General features: G+C 58.0%; 15 protein-coding genes. 5 read left to right on the top strand and 10 right to left on the bottom strand.

Going from position 1 to position 18,307, the window contains the following annotated elements; all coding sequences use genetic code 11:
* Nucleotides 1-18: 18 nt before the first annotated feature.
* The 6 genes from ACR0LN_RS09365 to ACR0LN_RS09340 form a co-directional block, all read right to left on the bottom strand.
* Nucleotides 19-1,143 (bottom strand): extracellular solute-binding protein, encoded by a 1,125-nt coding sequence (locus tag ACR0LN_RS09365; RefSeq protein WP_480429289.1) that lies wholly within the window; start codon nucleotides 1,141-1,143, stop codon nucleotides 19-21.
* A 145-nt stretch (nucleotides 1,144-1,288) separates the two neighbouring features.
* On the bottom strand, nucleotides 1,289-3,253 hold the full coding sequence (locus ACR0LN_RS09360) for a beta-galactosidase (RefSeq protein ID WP_480429287.1): 1,965 nt from the start codon (nucleotides 3,251-3,253) through the stop codon (nucleotides 1,289-1,291).
* On the bottom strand, nucleotides 3,250-4,893 hold the full coding sequence (locus tag ACR0LN_RS09355; RefSeq protein WP_480429285.1) for an amino acid ABC transporter permease: 1,644 nt from the start codon (nucleotides 4,891-4,893) through the stop codon (nucleotides 3,250-3,252). The genes ACR0LN_RS09360 and ACR0LN_RS09355 overlap by 4 nt, the downstream gene beginning before the upstream one ends.
* A gap of 59 nt (nucleotides 4,894-4,952) precedes the next feature.
* Nucleotides 4,953-5,702 (bottom strand): basic amino acid ABC transporter substrate-binding protein, encoded by a 750-nt coding sequence (locus tag ACR0LN_RS09350; RefSeq protein WP_480429283.1) that lies wholly within the window; start codon nucleotides 5,700-5,702, stop codon nucleotides 4,953-4,955.
* 22 nt (nucleotides 5,703-5,724) lie between these two features.
* On the bottom strand, nucleotides 5,725-6,771 hold the full coding sequence (locus ACR0LN_RS09345) for a LacI family DNA-binding transcriptional regulator (protein WP_480429281.1): 1,047 nt from the start codon (nucleotides 6,769-6,771) through the stop codon (nucleotides 5,725-5,727).
* Entirely contained in the window at nucleotides 6,771-7,523 is a 753-nt protein-coding gene (locus tag ACR0LN_RS09340; RefSeq protein WP_480429389.1) for a sugar phosphate isomerase/epimerase family protein, read from the bottom strand. The genes ACR0LN_RS09345 and ACR0LN_RS09340 overlap by 1 nt, the downstream gene beginning before the upstream one ends.
* Nucleotides 7,524-7,719: 196 nt before the next feature.
* Between ACR0LN_RS09340 and ACR0LN_RS09335 the strand changes: the two genes are divergently transcribed.
* From ACR0LN_RS09335 to ACR0LN_RS09315, 5 genes are all read left to right on the top strand, one after another.
* Nucleotides 7,720-9,759, top strand: a complete 2,040-nt coding sequence (locus ACR0LN_RS09335; RefSeq protein ID WP_480429279.1) for a family 1 glycosylhydrolase — start codon at nucleotides 7,720-7,722, stop codon at nucleotides 9,757-9,759.
* A 39-nt stretch (nucleotides 9,760-9,798) separates the two neighbouring features.
* Nucleotides 9,799-10,725 (top strand): carbohydrate kinase family protein, encoded by a 927-nt coding sequence (locus ACR0LN_RS09330; RefSeq protein ID WP_480429277.1) that lies wholly within the window; start codon nucleotides 9,799-9,801, stop codon nucleotides 10,723-10,725.
* 15 nt (nucleotides 10,726-10,740) lie between these two features.
* Nucleotides 10,741-11,412, top strand: a complete 672-nt coding sequence (locus ACR0LN_RS09325) for a D-lyxose/D-mannose family sugar isomerase (protein ID WP_480429275.1) — start codon at nucleotides 10,741-10,743, stop codon at nucleotides 11,410-11,412.
* A gap of 114 nt (nucleotides 11,413-11,526) precedes the next feature.
* Nucleotides 11,527-11,784, top strand: a complete 258-nt coding sequence (locus ACR0LN_RS09320) for a hypothetical protein (protein WP_480429273.1) — start codon at nucleotides 11,527-11,529, stop codon at nucleotides 11,782-11,784.
* Nucleotides 11,785-11,794: 10 nt separating this feature from the next.
* Nucleotides 11,795-12,268, top strand: a complete 474-nt coding sequence (locus ACR0LN_RS09315) for a phage holin family protein (RefSeq protein WP_480429271.1) — start codon at nucleotides 11,795-11,797, stop codon at nucleotides 12,266-12,268.
* A gap of 3 nt (nucleotides 12,269-12,271) precedes the next feature.
* Here the strand turns inward: ACR0LN_RS09315 and ACR0LN_RS09310 are convergent, their stop codons facing one another.
* From ACR0LN_RS09310 to fabI, 4 genes are read right to left on the bottom strand one after another with little or no spacing between them, the layout of a single operon-like run.
* Entirely contained in the window at nucleotides 12,272-13,444 is a 1,173-nt protein-coding gene (locus ACR0LN_RS09310) for an acetate/propionate family kinase (RefSeq protein WP_480429270.1), read from the bottom strand.
* Nucleotides 13,437-14,831 (bottom strand): bifunctional enoyl-CoA hydratase/phosphate acetyltransferase, encoded by a 1,395-nt coding sequence (locus ACR0LN_RS09305; RefSeq protein ID WP_480429268.1) that lies wholly within the window; start codon nucleotides 14,829-14,831, stop codon nucleotides 13,437-13,439. Before ACR0LN_RS09305 ends, ACR0LN_RS09310 begins: the two co-directional genes overlap by 8 nt.
* On the bottom strand, nucleotides 14,828-17,251 hold the full coding sequence (locus ACR0LN_RS09300) for a DUF3141 domain-containing protein (protein WP_480429266.1): 2,424 nt from the start codon (nucleotides 17,249-17,251) through the stop codon (nucleotides 14,828-14,830). The genes ACR0LN_RS09305 and ACR0LN_RS09300 overlap by 4 nt, the downstream gene beginning before the upstream one ends.
* A gap of 11 nt (nucleotides 17,252-17,262) precedes the next feature.
* Nucleotides 17,263-18,027, bottom strand: a complete 765-nt coding sequence (fabI, locus tag ACR0LN_RS09295; protein ID WP_480429264.1) for an enoyl-ACP reductase FabI — start codon at nucleotides 18,025-18,027, stop codon at nucleotides 17,263-17,265.
* Between the last annotated feature and the right edge of the window lie 280 nt (nucleotides 18,028-18,307).

Genomic DNA, 18,307 nt, shown 5'->3' with positions numbered 1-18,307 from the left:
GGCATCTTTTCAAAGCGATCAGGCGCTTTTGAACTTGTTGACGAACTCGGTCCGGGTTTCCGCATACCAAGGTGCTTCGGCCGGCCACGGGTTGAGGTTGGCCAGTGAGTCACCCGGATAAGCTTCGGCAAAGTTCTTCTTGTAGGTATCGCCAGAATACTGGTCGGCACCCAGAACGGGCGAGTTGTAACCGTGGCTGTCAATCGCCACACCGGCCGGTTTCGCCTGATAGGCGAAGTCGATGAAGGCATAGACCTGGTCGATGTTGGCCGCGCCCGAGGGCATCGACATACCGTCCACCCAAGCCATCGCACCTTCAATCGGAGCTTGATAATGCACCGGCTCACCTGCGGATTTCAGCGCCAGTGGCGGCCCATCCCATGTCTGACCCACAACCACACCTTCGTTCAGCAGGCCGTTCTTTTGGGTATCCGCATCGTTCCAGATCAGCTTGATCCGGTTCTTGCGTTCGATGCACCAATCGGTGATCTGACCCCAAACCTTGCGCATGGTTTCTTCGTCGCCATATGCGGCCCAGACCGAGCCCGGCTCCATTTCACCTGCACGCTCCATGTAGAGACCCGCGCCCAGCATCATCGAATGCGCGCGACCCATGGTCTTACCCGCGTTTTCTTCGGACCAGACATCGCCATAAGACGGCGCGTCGCCCTCGGGCAGCCACAGATCGGTGCGATAGGCGATCCCTTCGGTGCCCCAGATATGCGGCAGCCAGTGCGCGCCGCTGTCACCAAAATTCCAAGCATCGGTGCCAATTGCTGCCATCGCCGGGTTCACCAGATCAATCGGAACCTTGTTCATATCGAACGGCTGCAGCAGTTCCAACGGCTCCCACTGCAGCGAGCGGTTATTGGTGGGCGAAACGATGTCAAAGCCCTGACCCTTGGTCGCCTTCATCTTGTTGATGATTTCTTCGTTCGATCCGATGCCGGTGTAATTCACCTTGATACCGGTCAGGGTTTCGAATTCCTGAATAAACGAAGGCGGCAGGTAGTCCGACCACATCAGAATGTTGATCTCACCCGAAGATGCCAGTGCGCTTTTGCTGTAAAGCGGCGCCGCAAGGGCAGCGGCCCCCGCACCTTTCAGCACTGTGCGTCTGGAAAGAGTTTTCCGTTCAGCCATGTCCGATTCTCCCGTTATTGGACTGTTTTGATTTTTTTGATTGCCTGCACGCTAGAGCTTTGCGGCCAGCCTGTCAGTTATAAAATGCAGCGACCCTAGTTCAAAGTTATGCTTTGCAGCCAACAGGTTTGGTGGTTCGACAAGATCACAAATCCCGCCAGACCGAAACACCATAAGGTGGGATTTCTGAACCTCCAAACAGATACTCACGCGCGCTGTCAGACAGTAGCGACAGTGCGCTTGGACCATAGTTAAAGGCAAATCCCAACTCTCCGCGATAGGTGATCCGTAAATCCGGATCGCAGTCTGTGACAACAATATTCGCCCAGTTCAATGCCTCGGTCAGGACGGTGTGCAAAAAGCGGCCACGCGGGATCATCGCCAGGTACATTGCGCGGTCAGAGCGCACGATCGCCGGACTTCCATCCCGATATACGCTGGAAAAACAGGCAATTACAGTTTCCCCGCTCTCCACGATTTCGCGCCAGCCCGTAAATTCGTGCGTCGTGCCGTCCAAAAGTCGAACCGATTCACCCGCCAGATCCGGTAACGATTCCACACGCTGGACCTTGACCCCAATCAGATCGGTCAATTCGCCGGGCGGCAAGTTCGGCGGCGTGTGCATGTTCGCCGTCTTACTGCCTGCCCGCGCGCCGATCAGCAATTTGGCCTGGCTGTCTCGCAGTCGCGCAGCGAGTTCAGGTGAGACAATCATGCTTTGAGGGACAACAATCAGAGCATATCCGGTCAGATCATCCTGAGGCCCGACAATATCCAGATCAACGCCAAGCGCGCGCAACCCCGCATACCACTCACGAAAGATCTGAGCATTCGGAAAGGCATCATCATGCGGCAGGATATCCGTTGCCCAGATGGACTCGTAGTCCATCAACATAGCGACCCGCGCCCTAGCGCGCGTGGTTGCTGGCAAAGCCGCACGCTCGGACACCACCTGAGCCAACTCTACCGCCGCTTGATCCAAACTGCCGTCAGACCGCAGCAGCGCGGTATGATATTGCTCTTGCGCGCATTTGGCTTGTCGCCAGCGAAAGAACATCACCGCCTGCGCGCCGTGGGCATAAGCGGCCCAAGTCCACAGGCGCACCATGCCATCCGCGGGTGAGGGGTTCTTCTCGGCCCAGTCCACCGGGCCGGGCTGCTGTTCCAAAACCCACATGCGCCCCCTGCCTTGAGAGCGATAAAGATCGCAGTGAAAACCCTGATAATCTGGTGCACCTGTGCGCAGATAGCGTCGTTTTTCCGTGTCAGTAAGGGTCGAGCCCAACAGGTTGCCCAGCGGATAACTGTCGAACCCGACGATATCCAGATCAGCGGCAACGGCGTGGTGATCGAACTCGAAACTACCCGCCATGAAATTATGCGTGATATCCCGGCCCGGCGAGAATTCTCGCAGCACATCCACCTGTGCTCGGTTGAACAGCCGTACCCGATCCGATGAATAGCGTGCGAAGTCCAGCGCATGGGTCGGGTTGGGGCTGGCGACCAGCCCGTTCGGCAGTTCGATCTGGTCGAAACTGGAATAGAGCGATCCCCAGAACACTGTTCCCCAAGTTTGGTTCAGTTCCTCAATCGTTCCATATCGTTCTTCCAACCAGCGTCGAAACCCGTCCCGCGCGGCGTCCGAATAGCTGAGCACCGTGTCGTGGTCGTTATATTCATTGTCGATTTGCCAAGCCTTAACATGCGGGTTCTGACCATATCGACGCGCGTATTCGGTGGCGATCCGGCGGGCCTCGGCCAGATAAACTTCGCTGGAAAAACAATAGTGCCTGCGCGAGCCGAAACCCCGTACCCGCCCGTCTGGACCAACCGGCAAAATCTCGGGGTGTTCGTCAATCAGCCATTTCGGCGGCGCGGCAGTGGGCGTGGACATCATGACGCGCAGGCCGGCCTCGCCCAAAATACCGATCACCTCATCCAGCCAATCCCAGTGGAAGGTCCCTCGCTGGGGCTCGATCAAACCCCAGGTGAACTCGGCTATGCGCACCCAGTCCAAACCCATCTCGACCATTCGCCGGGCGTCGTCACGCCAAAGCGACCGGTCCCATTGTTCAGGGTAATAGCAGACCCCCAGTTCCAGTTTGCTCATCTGTCTTCCCGTGCCGTGCGGCGTTCGATCCATTTGAGGAAGCTGGCGCAGCCCAGCGTGATCACGACATAAAGGATCGCGGCGGTGTTAAACGGTGCAAAGGGCAGGAAGCTCGCCGCCTGAAACTCGCGCATCCGCTGGGTCATGTCGCGGACCGACAGGATCGACAGCAGTGAGGTATCCTTGATCATCGCAATGAATTCATTGCCCAAGGGCGGCGTCACGATGCGCAGCGCCTGCGGCAGGATGATCAACCGCGCGGTTTGCCAGCGGGACAGGCCGAGCGAACCGCCCGCCTCGATCTGCCCCCTTGGGATGGCTTCTATGCCGGATCGGAAAATCTCGGCCATATAGGCAGAATAGCCCACAGATATGGCGATGATCCCGCGTGTCATGTTGGTCATGTCGATGCCGCCGCCGGTGGCATCCTTGACCGCCCCCGCCAGAGGCAGGCCGATATAGAGGATGATCACCAGCATCGGAATGCCTCGGATCGTGTCGACAAAGAACTCGGCCCCAACGGCCAGCGGGTGCAGCTTGTGTTGTGCCCCGCCCACGGTCAGCGTCAGCAGCAGGAAGCCGAAGACGGCAAACGTAAGCGCCGGATTGCGATATTTGTCGGGCAGGAATTGTGTCTGCCAGATCACCGGGTAGCCCTTGGTGTTGGTGCCGACCGGAACAAAGGCCCCCGACACACTGTCGACGGTTTCAATCTGTTCCACCGCGCTGGCCGCGTCCGGGGCACTGCGAATGCGATATTGCTTGTCTTCGCCGCCTTCGAATTCACCAAACCGGATCACATCAGCCTGCGCCTGCGGCGTCCCACGCACAATCGCGATGCGGGCGTCCAGGGTGCCGATCAGTTCGTATTTCACCTGCGGCTGCATGAAGAAAAATGCCGAAATGGCGAGCAAAGCCAGACTGATACAGCCATAGACAACCGTCGTCCTTGCCTTGGGTTTGAACGATTGCAGCCCGACCCAGATCAAGCCCAGAATGGCCGCGAAGATATAAGCAAAGATGGCCGCGCGAAACGTGATGGCCACGCCCGTGGCAAACTGCCAGTGCGCCATGAACAGCAAGTAAAACAGCGCCGCTCCGGTCAGGATTTCGAGCCCCAGTTGGGCGTATCCCCTGATCCTGGCTGGCAATCTGTTCGAAAGCAGAATGGCCGCGATCACCAACGCATAGAACAGCAGCAATACCTGAAGGCCACGCTGCACCTGCGCGACGACCTCGGGGAACAGCACCCAGATCTGCGAAGATCGGTCGATAAGGGTCGAGGTATTTTCACTAAGCGCGTGAAAGAACACGGAGTCGGCAAAAGGCATCAAGACCTGCGGTGCGATGAAACCCAAAGCGGCAAGGCCAATTGCCGCTGGAAGCGCAACCCATGCCGCGATGCGCAGCCATCCCGGCGCGGCTTGAAACCGCGCTTTGCGGGCGCAGAGATAGCCTAGAATGGCCACCACCAGCACCAGCAGAAACCCGACAAAGATCGGACCCGCATTATTCCCGATCCCCAAGATCGCGACTAGCGACCGCAGGTATTTCGAAGAGGTTGCGAATAGGTAGATGATGAACGGGGCCGCTGCGAGCAGAACAAGATTGCTCGGGCGGATCGAGCTTAAACGCGTCATGGGACCTCTCTTCAGGATGCGGCCCGGCTGCGCATTGCGCCGGGCCGGTTCGGTCTGACTTATTCGGTGCTCCAATATTTGCCGATCAACTTCTCCAAAGTGCCGTCGGCCTTGATCGCCGCCAGTCCTTCGTTAATCGCATCCACCGTGGCGTCGCCCTCCTGAAACACGATACCAAGCGGGTCAGATTGCAGACCGGTGATGCCGACCGTCAGTTCGCCCGCGAACTCCTGCTCATAAGCAGAAGCCGAAGTGCCGTCGATGATCACACCCTGAACATCGGCGTTCTGTAATGCCAGAATCGCGGCTGAAAAGTTGTCGTACAGGCTGACATTCTCACGCCCGACCAGTTCCTCGGCCAGTTGCGCGTTGGTTGTGCCCGTTTGCGCCGCCAGCTTCTGACCGCCAGCCTTGAAATCGTCCAGCGTCATGTCTGCATTGTCGACTTGCAGCAGGATGGCCTGGCTGACCACAATGTAAGGTTCCGAAAAGTCCATCGTCTCTTCGCGCTCTGGCGTGATGGATACGCCCGAGATCACCAGATCGAATTCGCCCTGCTGAAGCGCTGCAAAGATGCCATCCCAAGCGGTGTTGACGAAATTCGGAACGCAATTGACCTGCTCGCAGATGGCATTCATTACATCAACGTCAAAGCCTACGATTTGCCCGGTTGTCTCATCAACCGTTTCCATTGGCGGATAGGTCGCGTCTGTTCCGATCTTTAAAACGCGGCCTTCCAGATCTGCGGCGAAGGTCGCCGGTGCTGCCATTGCGGTCAGCGCCGCTGCGGCCAGTAAGTTCCTGAACATGTCCAAATACTCCTCTGTTGGTTCAATTTGTGGGCGCCGTTTGCAGCGCAGGGGTGTCAGGTTGCCGCTCGATAAGCGTGGCCCTGATCTTTTTCTGGGTTTCGGAGGGGTCAGCGCCCTCCAAAGCTTTCAACATATATTCGCCAAGCAGGCGGCTGCTGTCTTCGATGGGGACATAGTACGTGCTGGGCGGTGGCACGAAGTAACGGCTGAGTTGCAGATCATCCGTGGAGATCACCACCAGATCACGGCCTACGTGCACCCCTGCCGCGTGGGCAGCGGATAAAACGCCCAGAGTCATCGCCTCATTTGCGCAGATACAGGCCGAGGGCCGATCCGTTAGCTGCATCATCGCCTCGAAACAGCGTTGCCCGGTGCGCGCGGTGGTGGGACCGTTGAAAACCAGCGTCGGGTTCGTTGTTAATCCCGCTTCGGTCAGGGCTTGTTCGTATCCGGCCTGACGCTGCGAGGCGTAAACCAGTTCGGATGGTGGGTTGACCAAGGCAATTCGTCGATGCCCCAGCCGCACCAACCGCTCGGTTGCATCATACGCCGCAGCCTGACTGTCAATGTCGACAAAGGCATGAGGTATATCGGTTTCGCTCATTCCCATGGTCACGAAGGGGAAAGCGTTTTCCTGCAAATAACCGATGCGAGGATCATCATGCAAAGTGCCCGAGAAAATGACACCATCCGCCAGACCGTCCTGAACGATGCGCGACAAGGTCTCCATCGTATTGGACATATCTGCCACGTTGAAAACGCTCATCTCATAACGTGAGCCTTGCAGAGCCCCGGATATCCCGGCCAATATGCGGGTAAATTCCACGCCCTCCCATTCTTCGGCCGCATCCGACGAGACGCTGACCAACACCGCGATCCGATAGGATCTCTTGGTGCGCAACTTTAACCCGTCCATGTTGACGCGATAACCTAAACGCGCGGCCACGGCTTGGATTTCCTGCCGCGTTTCTTCTCTGACAGATCTGGCACCGCGCAATGCATTCGAGACGGTTCCGACGGAATAGCCGGTCTCTTTCGCGATGGACTTGATCGTAGCGCGCGCCATCACCCGACCCTCGGCATGAGTTGGCCCGACAGGAATTTTCGACCTGTCAGCAAGGTTTCCGCGTGGTCTGACGTTTCGTCATGTTCGACAAACAGATCAGAACAGGGGCTGTTCTCAAGGATGCTCAACAGTCGGGGCCAGTCCACCACGCCGTGCCCCAGATTGCGCCACCGCGCATCCCCCTGCCCCGCCTGTGGGTTGGCATCCTTTGCATGTACCGAAATGATCCGGTCTGCGTGTCGCTGCAAAAGATCGGCCGGGTTCGGCACGGAAACAGCCAACCAACCGATATCGGGCTGCCAGTACAAGTTCTGATGCGAAAGAATCTGGTCCAGAGGCATTTCCCCGGCCTCGCCTACAAGATCGAAGTCATGATTGTGATAGGCCAAACGAACACCATGCTGAGACAACCGTTCGGCCCATTGTGAAAGTTGTTGCCCCATCGCGGCCCATCCGTCTGACGTGCTGGGCCTGTTTTTGGGGGAAAGCCATGGCATGACAGCCACCGGACAATTCAAGAGGTCGAGCAGAGCGAGAATGTCTTCGAACCGGGTTTGGAACTCTTCCCATTCAAAATGCACAGACCGAACAGTCAGGCCTGACTGCGCCACCAGCTGCACCATTTTTTGTGGGGGTAGATCGTGGAAGCCAACCGCCTCGATATCCGCAAAGCCGCAGGAACGGACCAAATTCAGCTGGGCGATAAAATCGCCAAGCTGCCTGACAGTATAAAGCTGCGCCGCGATCCGCATACCCACAGGTCAAACCTTTAATTGAAACGTTTCAATTAGGGTGAAGCACCAACGCCCTATCTGTCAAGTACCGCTGCCTCGTGGCTTGAAACGCGCCCAAAAAGCGCTCAAAACGAAAAATGATACCGCTAACATCTAGTATGCAGAAGGATGAAATGATAGTTGGCGGCGCAACCAGCCCACACAGGTTTTGACCATGAACTACAACCGCTCTGATTTTCCCAAGGATTTCCTGTTTGGCGTCGCTGCCCCGACCGAGCAGAATTTTGATCTGATGCGAGAAGCTGGCGTTGATTGTTTTCAGTTTCAGATGCGTTGGGCGCAAGTTCAACCGGAAGGACGCGGCGCGGCAGATCAGGCGGGCTTGGATGCCTACGACCGGCTGGCTGACGCACTTCTAGAGCGCGGCATTCGCCCTTGCGCAACGCTTTCTGACGGTGAGTTGCCCCCTGCGCTGGATGATTTAGGCGGATGGCGCAACCGCGACATCGCTGATTGGTTCGCTGACTTCACCGAAATTGTTATGAGCCGCATTGGTGATCGGATGTTTAGCGTTTCGCCGATCAGCTTGCCCTCGCGCATCAGCGATCTGGGTCAGTGTGACAGCGCCCGCGCGACCGCCCGCGCGATCCATCACGTATTGTTGGCTCATGGTAAGGCGATCGGCGAAATGCGTAGCCTTGGCCTGTCTAACCTGGGTGCAGCATTTGATCTGGATCGGACTGATTTCGCCGTCGACTCCGGAGATCCCAGCTTGACCGCACGTGACACCCTTCTCTCGCGGTTGTTTCTGGGCAGTATTTTCGAGGGTGCCTACCCTGAGAATGAACTCGGCGACCTAGAGCAGCACCTTCCTGCGGGTTGGCAGGAAGACTTCAAGACGATCAGTGATCCGGTCGACTGGTGCGGCCTTAATTTCCTCAGCCGTGACCCGGCCGATCCCTCAGCACTAGCGCAGCGCATAACAGGCGTCAGGAACGAATACACTGGCGACATGCCGATCTACGTCACTGCTTGTGACCTGCCTGCCTCTGACCAAGCGCAGGCAGACAGCCTCAACCGCCATCTGACAGAGACAAAAAACGCTGTACAGCAAGGTGTGCCAATCCAAGGTATCTTTGTAGGTCGGACCGCAGTGGCTGGAGCCGGAGATGAAAAAAACAAACTTGGCTTCGTTGATACAGGCTTTGATGCCCTGAAGATGGCGTTTTCAGATGGTTCGGTCTCACTGCCATTGGCACAACCTGCCGGCGCTATGCAAAAACACTGGAACCTTGTTGCGGATATCGGCGGGACCAATACCCGCTTGGGCGTTATCTCTGACGGCAAGTTAATCGATCTGCGCAAATACCCGACTGGCAGTCTGCCCGAACTTCTGGATGCGTTTCACACCTTGCGCGACGAGATTGGCACTAACCCTCGCGCTGTCGTGGCGGCGGGGGCTGGGCCGGTGCATAACGGAACGATCCGGCTGACAAATGCCCAACTCGATCTCTCGGAATCCGACGTCGGCAAAGCCACGGGCGCACAGCACACCTTTGTCATCAATGACTTTACGGCGGCGGCTTGGTCAGTGGCCGAGATCACCCGGGATGATGTCGAGGTTTTGCAGGGCGAAAAGACCCCACCGCCGGGAACACGTCTCGTTGTCGGCCCCGGCACTGGGCTTGGGGTTGGGGCCTTACTGTATTCCGAAGGACGCTATCACACCGCATCTGGCGAAGGGGGCCATATCGGCCTTTCCCCACGGCACGCAGACGAGGTCGAGATTTTCAGGGCCGCGCGCCACATCGCGCCGGATTGCTTTTTTGATGATACGCTGGTTCTTGAAGCCGAGATGTTCCTCAGCGGAACTGGATTGCCAATCCTCTACCAAGCCGCCGGAATGGCTGCAGGGCAAGCCCAGACGCCCGTGCGCAGCGCCAAGGATATTCTGGAAGATGCCCGCGCGCAGACCGACCCTATCGCCGAAAAGGCCGCGCAAATGTTCACCACCCATTTTGGTGCCGTTATGGGAGATCTGGCCGTAGTTCTCATGCCGATGGGCGGTGTGTTCCTTGTGGGTGGCGTGGCCGAGAAAAACCGATGGCTGTTCAAGGACGCTTTCCGAGATGCCTTCAACGCCGGTGGGCGGTTCAGCGCATTGCGGCGGTCAATGAACCTGTATGTGTCGGAACAGGACGAATTTGGCATTGTTGGCGCTAACAATTTCTGCAAAAGTGCGCTCGCGCGGTAAACTGGCCGCCTGATCCCTTGAATCAGAAAGGACCACGGCATGATCCTATGCTGCGGAGAAGCCCTGATCGACATGATCGCCGCCCCGACGGTTTCGGGTGGCGAGGGGTTCGTGCCCCATTCCGGTGGAGCAATTTTTAACACGGCCATTGCACTGGGGCGGCTGGGGGCTCCGGCGGGGCTGCTGACAGGTCTGTCCTCGGATATGTTCGGTCAACAACTGGCCGACGCGTTGCAAGCCAGCCATGTGGATGCCAGCCATGTGATCCGCTCGGGCCGGCCTACGACGCTGGCCTTTGTGCAGTTGAAGGATGGGCACGCCACCTATAGCTTTATGGACGAAAATTCAGCTGGTCGCATGCTGACGCCCGAAGACATGCCGCCGCAACTGCCCGCGGTGTCAGCGCTGTATTTTGGCGGCATCAGCCTTGCCTGCGAACCCTGCGCGGATGCCTACGCCGCATTGCTGAACCGGCACGGGGCAGACCGCGCCGTGATGATCGATCCGAATATCCGCCCGGATTTCATCAAGGACCAGACCCGGTATCGCACCCGCCTGAACCAGATGATTGCGCAGGCTGATATCGTGAAGGTGTCGGACGAGGATCTGGACTGGATCATTCCCGGCCCGGAAAGCATCGCCGAGAAAGTTCCCCTGCTGTTGCAAGCCGGACCTGCCGTGGTCATCGTGACGCGCGGTGGTGACGGCGCATCTGGCTATCTGGCAGACGGATCGGAAATCTCGGTTCCTGTTCAGAAAGTCGAGGTGGTCGATACCGTCGGTGCGGGCGACACGTTCAACGCCGGAGTATTGGCGGAACTGGAGCGCGGCGGTCACCTGACCAAATCCGCCCTGCGCAGCCTGACCAGCGAAAATCTACGCGCGGCTCTCGCCAAAGGTGCCGAGGTCGCCGCCGTCACCGTATCCCGTGCCGGGGCCAATCCGCCCTGGGCGCACGAGCTTTGACCCACAGGGGACATCATGAAACGTTCTGACATCAACGCAATCAAAACAGAGGCCGAAGCCTTTATCCGTTCCTTCGGTGCGGTGCTGCCACCTTTTGCCAATTGGTCCCCTGATCAGATGCGCAGCGACCAAGCGGCAGGCATTCGCGAGCGCGGTCTGGGCTGGGATATCACCGACTATGGACAGGGGCGGTTCGACGAGCTGGGCTTGTTCCTGTTTACCCTGCGCAATGGCGATGTGAGTGACCTGAACAGCGGTCGGGGGATGCTTTATGCTGAAAAGCTCCTGGTTTCGCGCGACAAACAACTGTCGCCGATGCACCGTCATATCATCAAAGCCGAAGACATCATCAACCGCGGCGGCGGTGATCTGGTGATGGAGCTTTACGCCTCGGACGCCGAGGGCGGCATTGACCGCGACAACCCCGTTGTGGTTCCCAGTGACGGATGCCCGGTCACTATCAAACCCGGTGAGTTGCTGCGCCTGAAGCCGGGTGAAAGCGTGACCCTGATGCCTAGCATCTGGCACGCCTTCTGGGCAGAAAAGGGCGATTGTCTGATCGGCGAGGTTTCAACCGTCAATGATGACCGCACCGATAACGTGTTCGAAGACCCGATCCCGCGTTTCGCGACCATCGAAGAAGATGTGGCACCGGATTTCCTGCTGGTTGCGGATTACTACGTCTGAAAAAAGATAAGTCCCTTTTCTAAAACCGGAAAAGCGCATTAACATGGTCCTCGAAGCCGGGGTTGAGGACATTGCTCTCAACCCGCAGGCACCAATTGCAAGAGGACCGATCCCATGGTCACGAAAGCCGAACTTGAAGCCGAGGTCGCCGACCTGCGCCGCCAACTGGCTGAGCAAACTGAGGCCAGAGAGAAAGCTTCTGCGTCAGAGCCCCATGACACGGTGGTCGACAAGATTGCCGAAAATATCGACGGCTGGACCGGCCAACTCGAAGAAGCGCTGACCGAACTGGAAGACCTGCCTCACCAGCGACCGATCCTGTTTGCGCTTGGCATTTTCACGCTTGGCTACCTGCTGGGCCGGTCTCGGTAGGAGCCTGATCATGAGCCGTATTTCTCGCAATATTTCGATTGTTCTTCGGGCCGAAAGACTGATCGCGCAACGGCATCTTGCCGTCGCTGCCCGGCGCACCGGCTTTTACGCAGCGGCGGGGCTGGCTGTTGGTCTGGCCGTCATCATGTTCAATGTCGCAGGGTTTTTCTGGTTATCTGCAACACTGTCCAAACCTGTGGCCGCTTTGATCGTGGCAGGAGCCAACCTGTTGCTGGCCCTGATCCTGGCGCTGCTGGCCAATTCGCAAAACGCGCAGGCCGACACGACAGCAGCGATTGAGTTGAGAGACATGGCCCTGCAGGACATCGAGACCGAGGTTAAAGACACTCTGACCGACGCCCGTAACACCGTGACCGGCATCCGGCGCGACCCGCTGGGCGCGCTGTCACCTGACATCATCAGCGCTGTTTTGGGCGTGCTGATCAGATACGCCAAGCGCCGCAAAGACAGCCCCGATCAATAGACGTTATTGCACCAGCCGTGCCGCCGCTCGGGCGATCACCATCTCTTCGTTCGTGGGAATTGCCAGAATGCGGACCCGGCTGAAATCCGTCGACAGAACCGTTCCGTTGTCGGCATTTCGATTAGGGTCCATCTCAATCCCGATCCAGCGCATTCCTTCACAGACCCGCTGTCGGATCAGCGCCGCGTTCTCACCGATCCCGCCGGTAAAGACCACCGCGTCAAGTCCTTCCAAAGCGGCAGAGAGGGCCCCCAATTCCCGACGGATACGGAACACGTAATAGTCTATGGCTCGGCGCGCTTCAGGCGTGTCCGCCGATAGCAGCGTGCGCATGTCAGAAGACATCCCCGACAAACCCAAAAGCCCGGACTTGCGATAGAGCATGTCGGCGATCTCATCCGCGCTCATGCCTTCTTGCTGCATCATGTAGAGGACAACGCCTGGATCCAGCTGACCACTGCGCGTGCCCATCGGCAAGCCATCCAGCGCCGAAAACCCCATAGTCGAGGCAACGGCTCTGCCGCCCGACACAGCGCACATGGATGCCCCATTGCCTAAGTGAGCGATGACAACGCGACCATCATAAAGGCTCGGGGCGATTTCCTTGAGTTTCTGCGTGACGTAGTCATAGCTCAGACCGTGGAACCCATACCGGCGCACACCCTTGTCGTAATAGCTTTGTGGCAGCGCAAAGGTATCGTTGACCCAAGGGTGGGTGCGATGAAACGCGGTGTCAAAACAGGCGACCTGCGCCGTCCCCGGAAAAGCGTCACTGGCCGCGCGTATACCTGAAAGGCTGTACGGTTGGTGCAATGGCGCGAAGGGAATGAAATCAGCCAAAGTGTCCCGAACTTTTTCGTCGATCTGCACAGGTTCCCAATAGATCGTTCCACCATGAACGACCCGGTGACCGATGGCACGAATGCTGATATCCGGCAAATACTCGCGCGCCATGTCCAGAAAAGCATGGATCGCTTCATCGTGGCCACGGGCATTGGACAGGGGCTGGTTGACGGAACGCCCTCCGGCGGATTCTGCCACCAGACGGGGGGCGCTCCCCAGACGCTCGATCTGGCCATGCCAGCGCATGCTGGGGCGATTGTTTTCGACCAGTTCGTACAACCCGAATTTCAACGAAGAAGATCCGGCGTTCAGCGCCAGCACATGGTCAGCCATGAATTTTACCTTTGCTCGCCTGCGCATGCAGGGCCGCCACCGCACAGGAAGCCAGCCGCGAGGCATCATCATCCGCCCGCGACGTCAGAATGATTGGCGCAGCCGCGCCGACCACGATCCCCGCTGCCTCGGCGTGCGAAATATAAGTTAGCTGTTTTGCCACCATATTCCCCGCCTCAATATTCGGAGCCACAAGAATATCGGCCTCGCCAGCAACAGGGGACGTGATACCCTTGGTTCGCGCCGCCTTCAGGTCCACCGCATTGTCCATCGCCAGAGGGCCATCGACCAGACCGCCGGTGATCTGGCCGCGTTCCGCCATTTTCGACAGCAGCGCGGCGTCTACGGACGAAGGCATATGCGGGTTTATCGTCTCAACCGCCGACAGAACGCCAACCTTCGGGGTTTCAATCCCAATTGACTGCGCCAAATGAATGGCATTCTGCACGATATCGGCCTTGGTCTCGAGGTCCGGGGCAATATTCACGGCCGCATCCGTCACCATGATGGGCCGGGAAAAGCCGGGTACATCCATCACAAAAACATGCGACAAGCGACGGCCCGTCCGCAGACCCTTTTCGCGGCGCAAAACCGCGTGCAACAAAACATCCGTGTGCAGATGCCCTTTCATCAGGCTCTGCGCTTTGCCTTCGACGACCAGGTCCACGGCGCGGTGAGCTGCCATTTCGTTGCTGGGAACGTCTATGATTTCAATCCCAGACAGGTCGGCTTCAAGCTCGTCAGCAGCCGCCGCGATTTTTTTGGGGTCGCCCAACAGGATCGGCGTGATGATCTGCTTAGACTGCGCAAGCAATGCACCGCCCAAAGAATTCGGCTCTTCCGGCGCAACCACAGCCGTGGGCATCGGGTCCATCGGTTCAGCCTTCGCGATCAGCGCATCGAAATGGCGATGACGCTCAACAATCAATCCGGGCACTTCGACCGAGTCAAAGGTCATGTGTTTGGCTGGCGGCGTCACCTGAACCTCACCGCTAAGGATCAGCGCGTTGTCGCCCACACGGCGCACTTCGGCGGCGCAGAGCAGATCGCCGTCATCGCGCTTTTCGATCACGGTTACAAACGCGGTCACTTCGTCGCCTGCCACAACCGGAATATGAAAGGACAGGTTCGCCCAGCGGGTCTGTGTACCGGCACCGGGCAGGATATTGCCCAGAACAGCCGCGATCAGACCGGCGGGCCAAAGCGCCGGGGCAACGGCTTCGGGGTGGCCATCGCCATCGCCGTCGTAGCTGGCCAGATGCAAAGGGTTGTGATCACCCGAAGCAGAAGCAAAGGCGTAAAGGTCATCGACAGTGCACAGGCGCGTAACCTGCGCCTCATCCCCGACCTCAATCTGTGCGTAGGTGCGGTTTTCCTTTACGTTCATTTCGTCTTGGCCTTGTTCGCAGCAGGCGCCTTGCGCGTCCGAGTCCTGGGTGCAGGCTTGGGCGTAGCCGCGGATTTCTGTGTGATTTCACCAAGATCAAGAATGTCGTACAGCTCTTGCGCCATCTCGACAAGCTCGGGTGTGGGGTTCTCTATCTCGCCGATAGCGCCTTTAAGCATGTCAACGGCTCGCTTTCTGTCCGAGGTCAGCGGCAATAGGTCCGGCAGTGTTTTGATCGCGCCCTGTTCGTCAAAGGTAACAATCACGGTCTGCTCGCGCAGCATACGCTGACGTTGGTCTACTGTCAGATCCTTGAAGGGCGCTTCATGTTTGAACACATACGCCCAACGGTGAAGAATTTCGGCCCGGAAGCTCTGGTTGCTGGCTGCAAGCAAAAGCAGCAACCGGATCACGGCCTCAGCCAGTCCGCCCTGCTTCATATGAGCCAGCGCCGCCTCGACCTCGGGCAGTGCCTTGAGGGTTTCAGGATCGGGCAAGGTGCGGTGTGCCGCGTATTTCTTTCCAAACCAAGCGGCCAACGGGCCGCCCCAAAGCGAGAAGAACAATCCTTCGTACCAGGCGTCGCGCAGATCACGATTGAAATCCATGATCTGCTCAACCCAGTCCGCCGTCAGCTTTTCGAATGCAAGAAACGGGTTATCCGGGTCAACGGGTGCGCGTTGTTCACGGGTCGTTTCCGCCAGTTGCTCTACGCCCTTCATAACAGGACTTGCAGACGACATGGACGCCCGCTGTACGCGTAAAGGATGCAGGTCTCGCAGCGCCTTCGCCCCGATCGGAGTTGCAACGGACCGCACCAAAGGTCGCCCGAATGTTTCATAGGCATTTGCCTGCACCTCGGACATATGCGCCACGGCGGCAAAGCTGGCTTCGTCCTGCTGCCCGTCATCCAGCGCGGCCAAATCCTCGAGGCTCCGGTCGTAGAAGCGGACTTCGAACTTTTTGTCCTGCCCTTCGCCTTCGGTGTTTTCGATCACCATCTCATAGAGCCCCGGGGCCATTGCCTCGACTGTTTCCAGGGTCGAGGCCAGTTCCGTATGCTCTTTGCGTGCCACTTTGGATGAGACGAAAATGCCCAGATGGCCAACCTCATCATGCAGCATGTAAATGATCCGCTGACCGCGCAGGCGGATGTCCTCTTCATCCGCATAGGTCGCGGGGATCCAGTTCAGCGCCTGTTGCGGAGGCGTGATGTTGTCGCCCTGACTGGCAAACACAAAGATCGGGCCTTTGACCGCTTTGATGTCAATCGGCACACCGGCTTCCAATTGTGCCGTGTTCTTGACCAGCCGGTTGCCGACGAACAGCTGTTCAACGATCCAGTGGATTTCCGCCTCGTTCAGCAGGAAGTAACCGCCCCACCAGCGCTCGAAGTCGATAAATCGTTTTCGCCCGGCTTCCGGGTTTCGATAAAGGTCGAAATACTTGCCGAAATAGTTACGGCTGGGATTCAGCTGTTCGAAGTTCATCACCAGATTGGCACCATCGAACTTGCCCGCGCCGATATCCGACCAGAACATCGGCTGCCAGGTTCCGCCCAGAACACCGGCGTTGTAGCGCATCGGGTTCTCGCCCACTTCGCCCGACCATGGCGCAATGGGGGCACCGTTCAGGATCAAGGGCCCGGTCAGGTCGGGATTGCATGCGGCCATCAGCAACGTCGCCCAACCGCCCTGGCAATTGCCCGTCACCACAGGTTGCGGGCTGTCGGGATGGCGCGCGCGGACGCTACGGACAAACCCGGCCTCGGCATGCATGACATCAGCAAGGGTCTGGCCCGGCACCGGATCGCGCCCGAAGCTGACGAAATAAACCGGATGCCCTTTGGACAGGGCGACACCAACCTGACTGTCCTGCTTGAAGCCGCCAATGCCACCGCCGTGACCCGCGCGTGGGTCGATGATGATATAAGGGCGGCGGGCGTCGTCGACCGAAACGCCTTCGGGCGGCAAAATACGTAACAGTTGATAATTGCACGGACGTTTTAGCGCCTTGCCATCAACAATGACCTCATAATCATAGTCAAGAACGGGGGGACAGCCCTGCGCCTCATGCTCCAGAAACACGTCGCCACGCTCGCGCAGCGCATCCATCGTCAACACTACACGCTGGGTGGCGTCTTTCAGATACGCCGCCCAATCGCTGACAACGGATTGCGAGCTTGCGATACGCTGCGACACATCGGTAAAACCTGCCATCAGGTCGCGCGCCCGCTCGGCATGGGTTTCAGTGATTTTCGCGGATTGCAGCTCGACCGATCGGGCCAACAGGCCCCACTGAATACCCGACCGGTCCAGCGCGCGGGCCACGATATCTGCTGTTCGGTCTTGCACTTCGGCCGCGCTGTCAGCCATTTCAGCGCCAAGTTTCAACGACGTTTTTTGTGCATCTGAAATCATAAGCCTCTCCTCTACCCGACGATGTTATAACCGCCGTCAATCAGGTGAATGCCGCCGGTAACATTAAAGGCCTCGCGGCTGGCCAGGAATGCGGCGTAGGCGCCGACATCTTCGATTGTCGCAAGATGGTGGGTCGGTGCCCGCGCCGCGGCGTCCTCAAGAAGGGCATCGAAGTCGGACAGGCCAGAGGCCGCGCGGGTCTTCAATGGTCCGGGTGACAGCGCGTGAACGGAAATGTGTTTCGACCCCAATTCAGCCGCCGCGTATCGCACCGAAGCTTCCAGTGCAGCTTTTATCGGCCCCATCACGTTGTAGTTTTCAACCACTCTCGTCGAACCAAGGAAGGACACTGTCATGCAGGTTCCACCTTGCTCCATCAGCGGTTCCGCCAGGCGGATCATGCGCAGGAAAGAGTGCACCGATATATCCATCGCCAACCCGAACCCTTCGGGCGAGGTATCAATGACGCGCCCATGAAGGTCCTTGCTGGGGGCAAATGCAATGGAATGCACCAACGTATCCAACCGCCCCCAGCGGCGGGCGATTTCGTCGAATAACGCGCGGGGCTGATCCGTGTCGCGCACATTCAGCGGCATCACAATCGGGGCGTCGATCTGTTCCGCCAGTGCCCGAACATGCGGTTCTGCCTTTTCGTTCAGATACGTAATCGCCACCTCGGCGCCCTGCATATGCAGCGCCTTCGCGATGCCCCACGCGATGGATTGGTCATTGGCGACACCCAATACGACTGCTTTCGAGCCTTCAAGGCTGAACATCCCGCCGATCCTTTCCTGCCTTCTGCACCGCAGCATATCTTGTTTCGATATGATACTCAATTTCAATGCTGCAATGCCGCATAGTGGATAAATGTAACAGCTTCGCGTTTTCCGTCGAAAAACAGGCAGGTGCACAACGTCTAACTTCGCCGCTTCGTGCAGGATTGGGGAGCTTTCCAAGTTCAGGCCCAGGCACCTCGGAAAGTTTTTTAAGTGACGGAAATTAAAGCTCACAAAATATGATCTGCATCAAAAAGCATCACATTCAAAACCGCTATTG

The organism is Ruegeria sp. AA6 (assembly GCF_056542865.1).
The sequence above is the reverse complement of the archived record's forward strand: the minus strand, read 5'-3'. Positions and strand labels throughout refer to the sequence as shown.

Excerpts from the sequence above, each read along its gene's own strand:
- ACR0LN_RS09310 (WP_480429270.1), bottom strand. The coding sequence starts at position 13,444 with ATGGCTGACCATGTGCTGGCGCTGAACGCCGGATCTTCTTCGTTGAAA.
- ACR0LN_RS09325 (WP_480429275.1), top strand. The coding sequence starts at position 10,741 with ATGAAACGTTCTGACATCAACGCAATCAAAACAGAGGCCGAAGCCTTT.
- ACR0LN_RS09330 (WP_480429277.1), top strand. The coding sequence starts at position 9,799 with ATGATCCTATGCTGCGGAGAAGCCCTGATCGACATGATCGCCGCCCCG.
- ACR0LN_RS09320 (WP_480429273.1), top strand. The coding sequence starts at position 11,527 with ATGGTCACGAAAGCCGAACTTGAAGCCGAGGTCGCCGACCTGCGCCGC.
- ACR0LN_RS09360 (WP_480429287.1), bottom strand. The coding sequence starts at position 3,253 with ATGAGCAAACTGGAACTGGGGGTCTGCTATTACCCTGAACAATGGGAC.
- ACR0LN_RS09315 (WP_480429271.1), top strand. The coding sequence starts at position 11,795 with ATGAGCCGTATTTCTCGCAATATTTCGATTGTTCTTCGGGCCGAAAGA.
- fabI (WP_480429264.1), bottom strand. The coding sequence starts at position 18,027 with ATGTTCAGCCTTGAAGGCTCGAAAGCAGTCGTATTGGGTGTCGCCAAT.
- ACR0LN_RS09300 (WP_480429266.1), bottom strand. The coding sequence starts at position 17,251 with ATGATTTCAGATGCACAAAAAACGTCGTTGAAACTTGGCGCTGAAATG.
- ACR0LN_RS09305 (WP_480429268.1), bottom strand. The coding sequence starts at position 14,831 with ATGAACGTAAAGGAAAACCGCACCTACGCACAGATTGAGGTCGGGGAT.
- ACR0LN_RS09345 (WP_480429281.1), bottom strand. The coding sequence starts at position 6,771 with ATGGCGCGCGCTACGATCAAGTCCATCGCGAAAGAGACCGGCTATTCC.
- ACR0LN_RS09350 (WP_480429283.1), bottom strand. The coding sequence starts at position 5,702 with ATGTTCAGGAACTTACTGGCCGCAGCGGCGCTGACCGCAATGGCAGCA.
- ACR0LN_RS09335 (WP_480429279.1), top strand. The coding sequence starts at position 7,720 with ATGAACTACAACCGCTCTGATTTTCCCAAGGATTTCCTGTTTGGCGTC.
- ACR0LN_RS09365 (WP_480429289.1), bottom strand. The coding sequence starts at position 1,143 with ATGGCTGAACGGAAAACTCTTTCCAGACGCACAGTGCTGAAAGGTGCG.
- ACR0LN_RS09355 (WP_480429285.1), bottom strand. The coding sequence starts at position 4,893 with ATGACGCGTTTAAGCTCGATCCGCCCGAGCAATCTTGTTCTGCTCGCA.
- ACR0LN_RS09340 (WP_480429389.1), bottom strand. The coding sequence starts at position 7,523 with ATGCGGATCGCGGCGCAGCTTTATACTGTCAGGCAGCTTGGCGATTTT.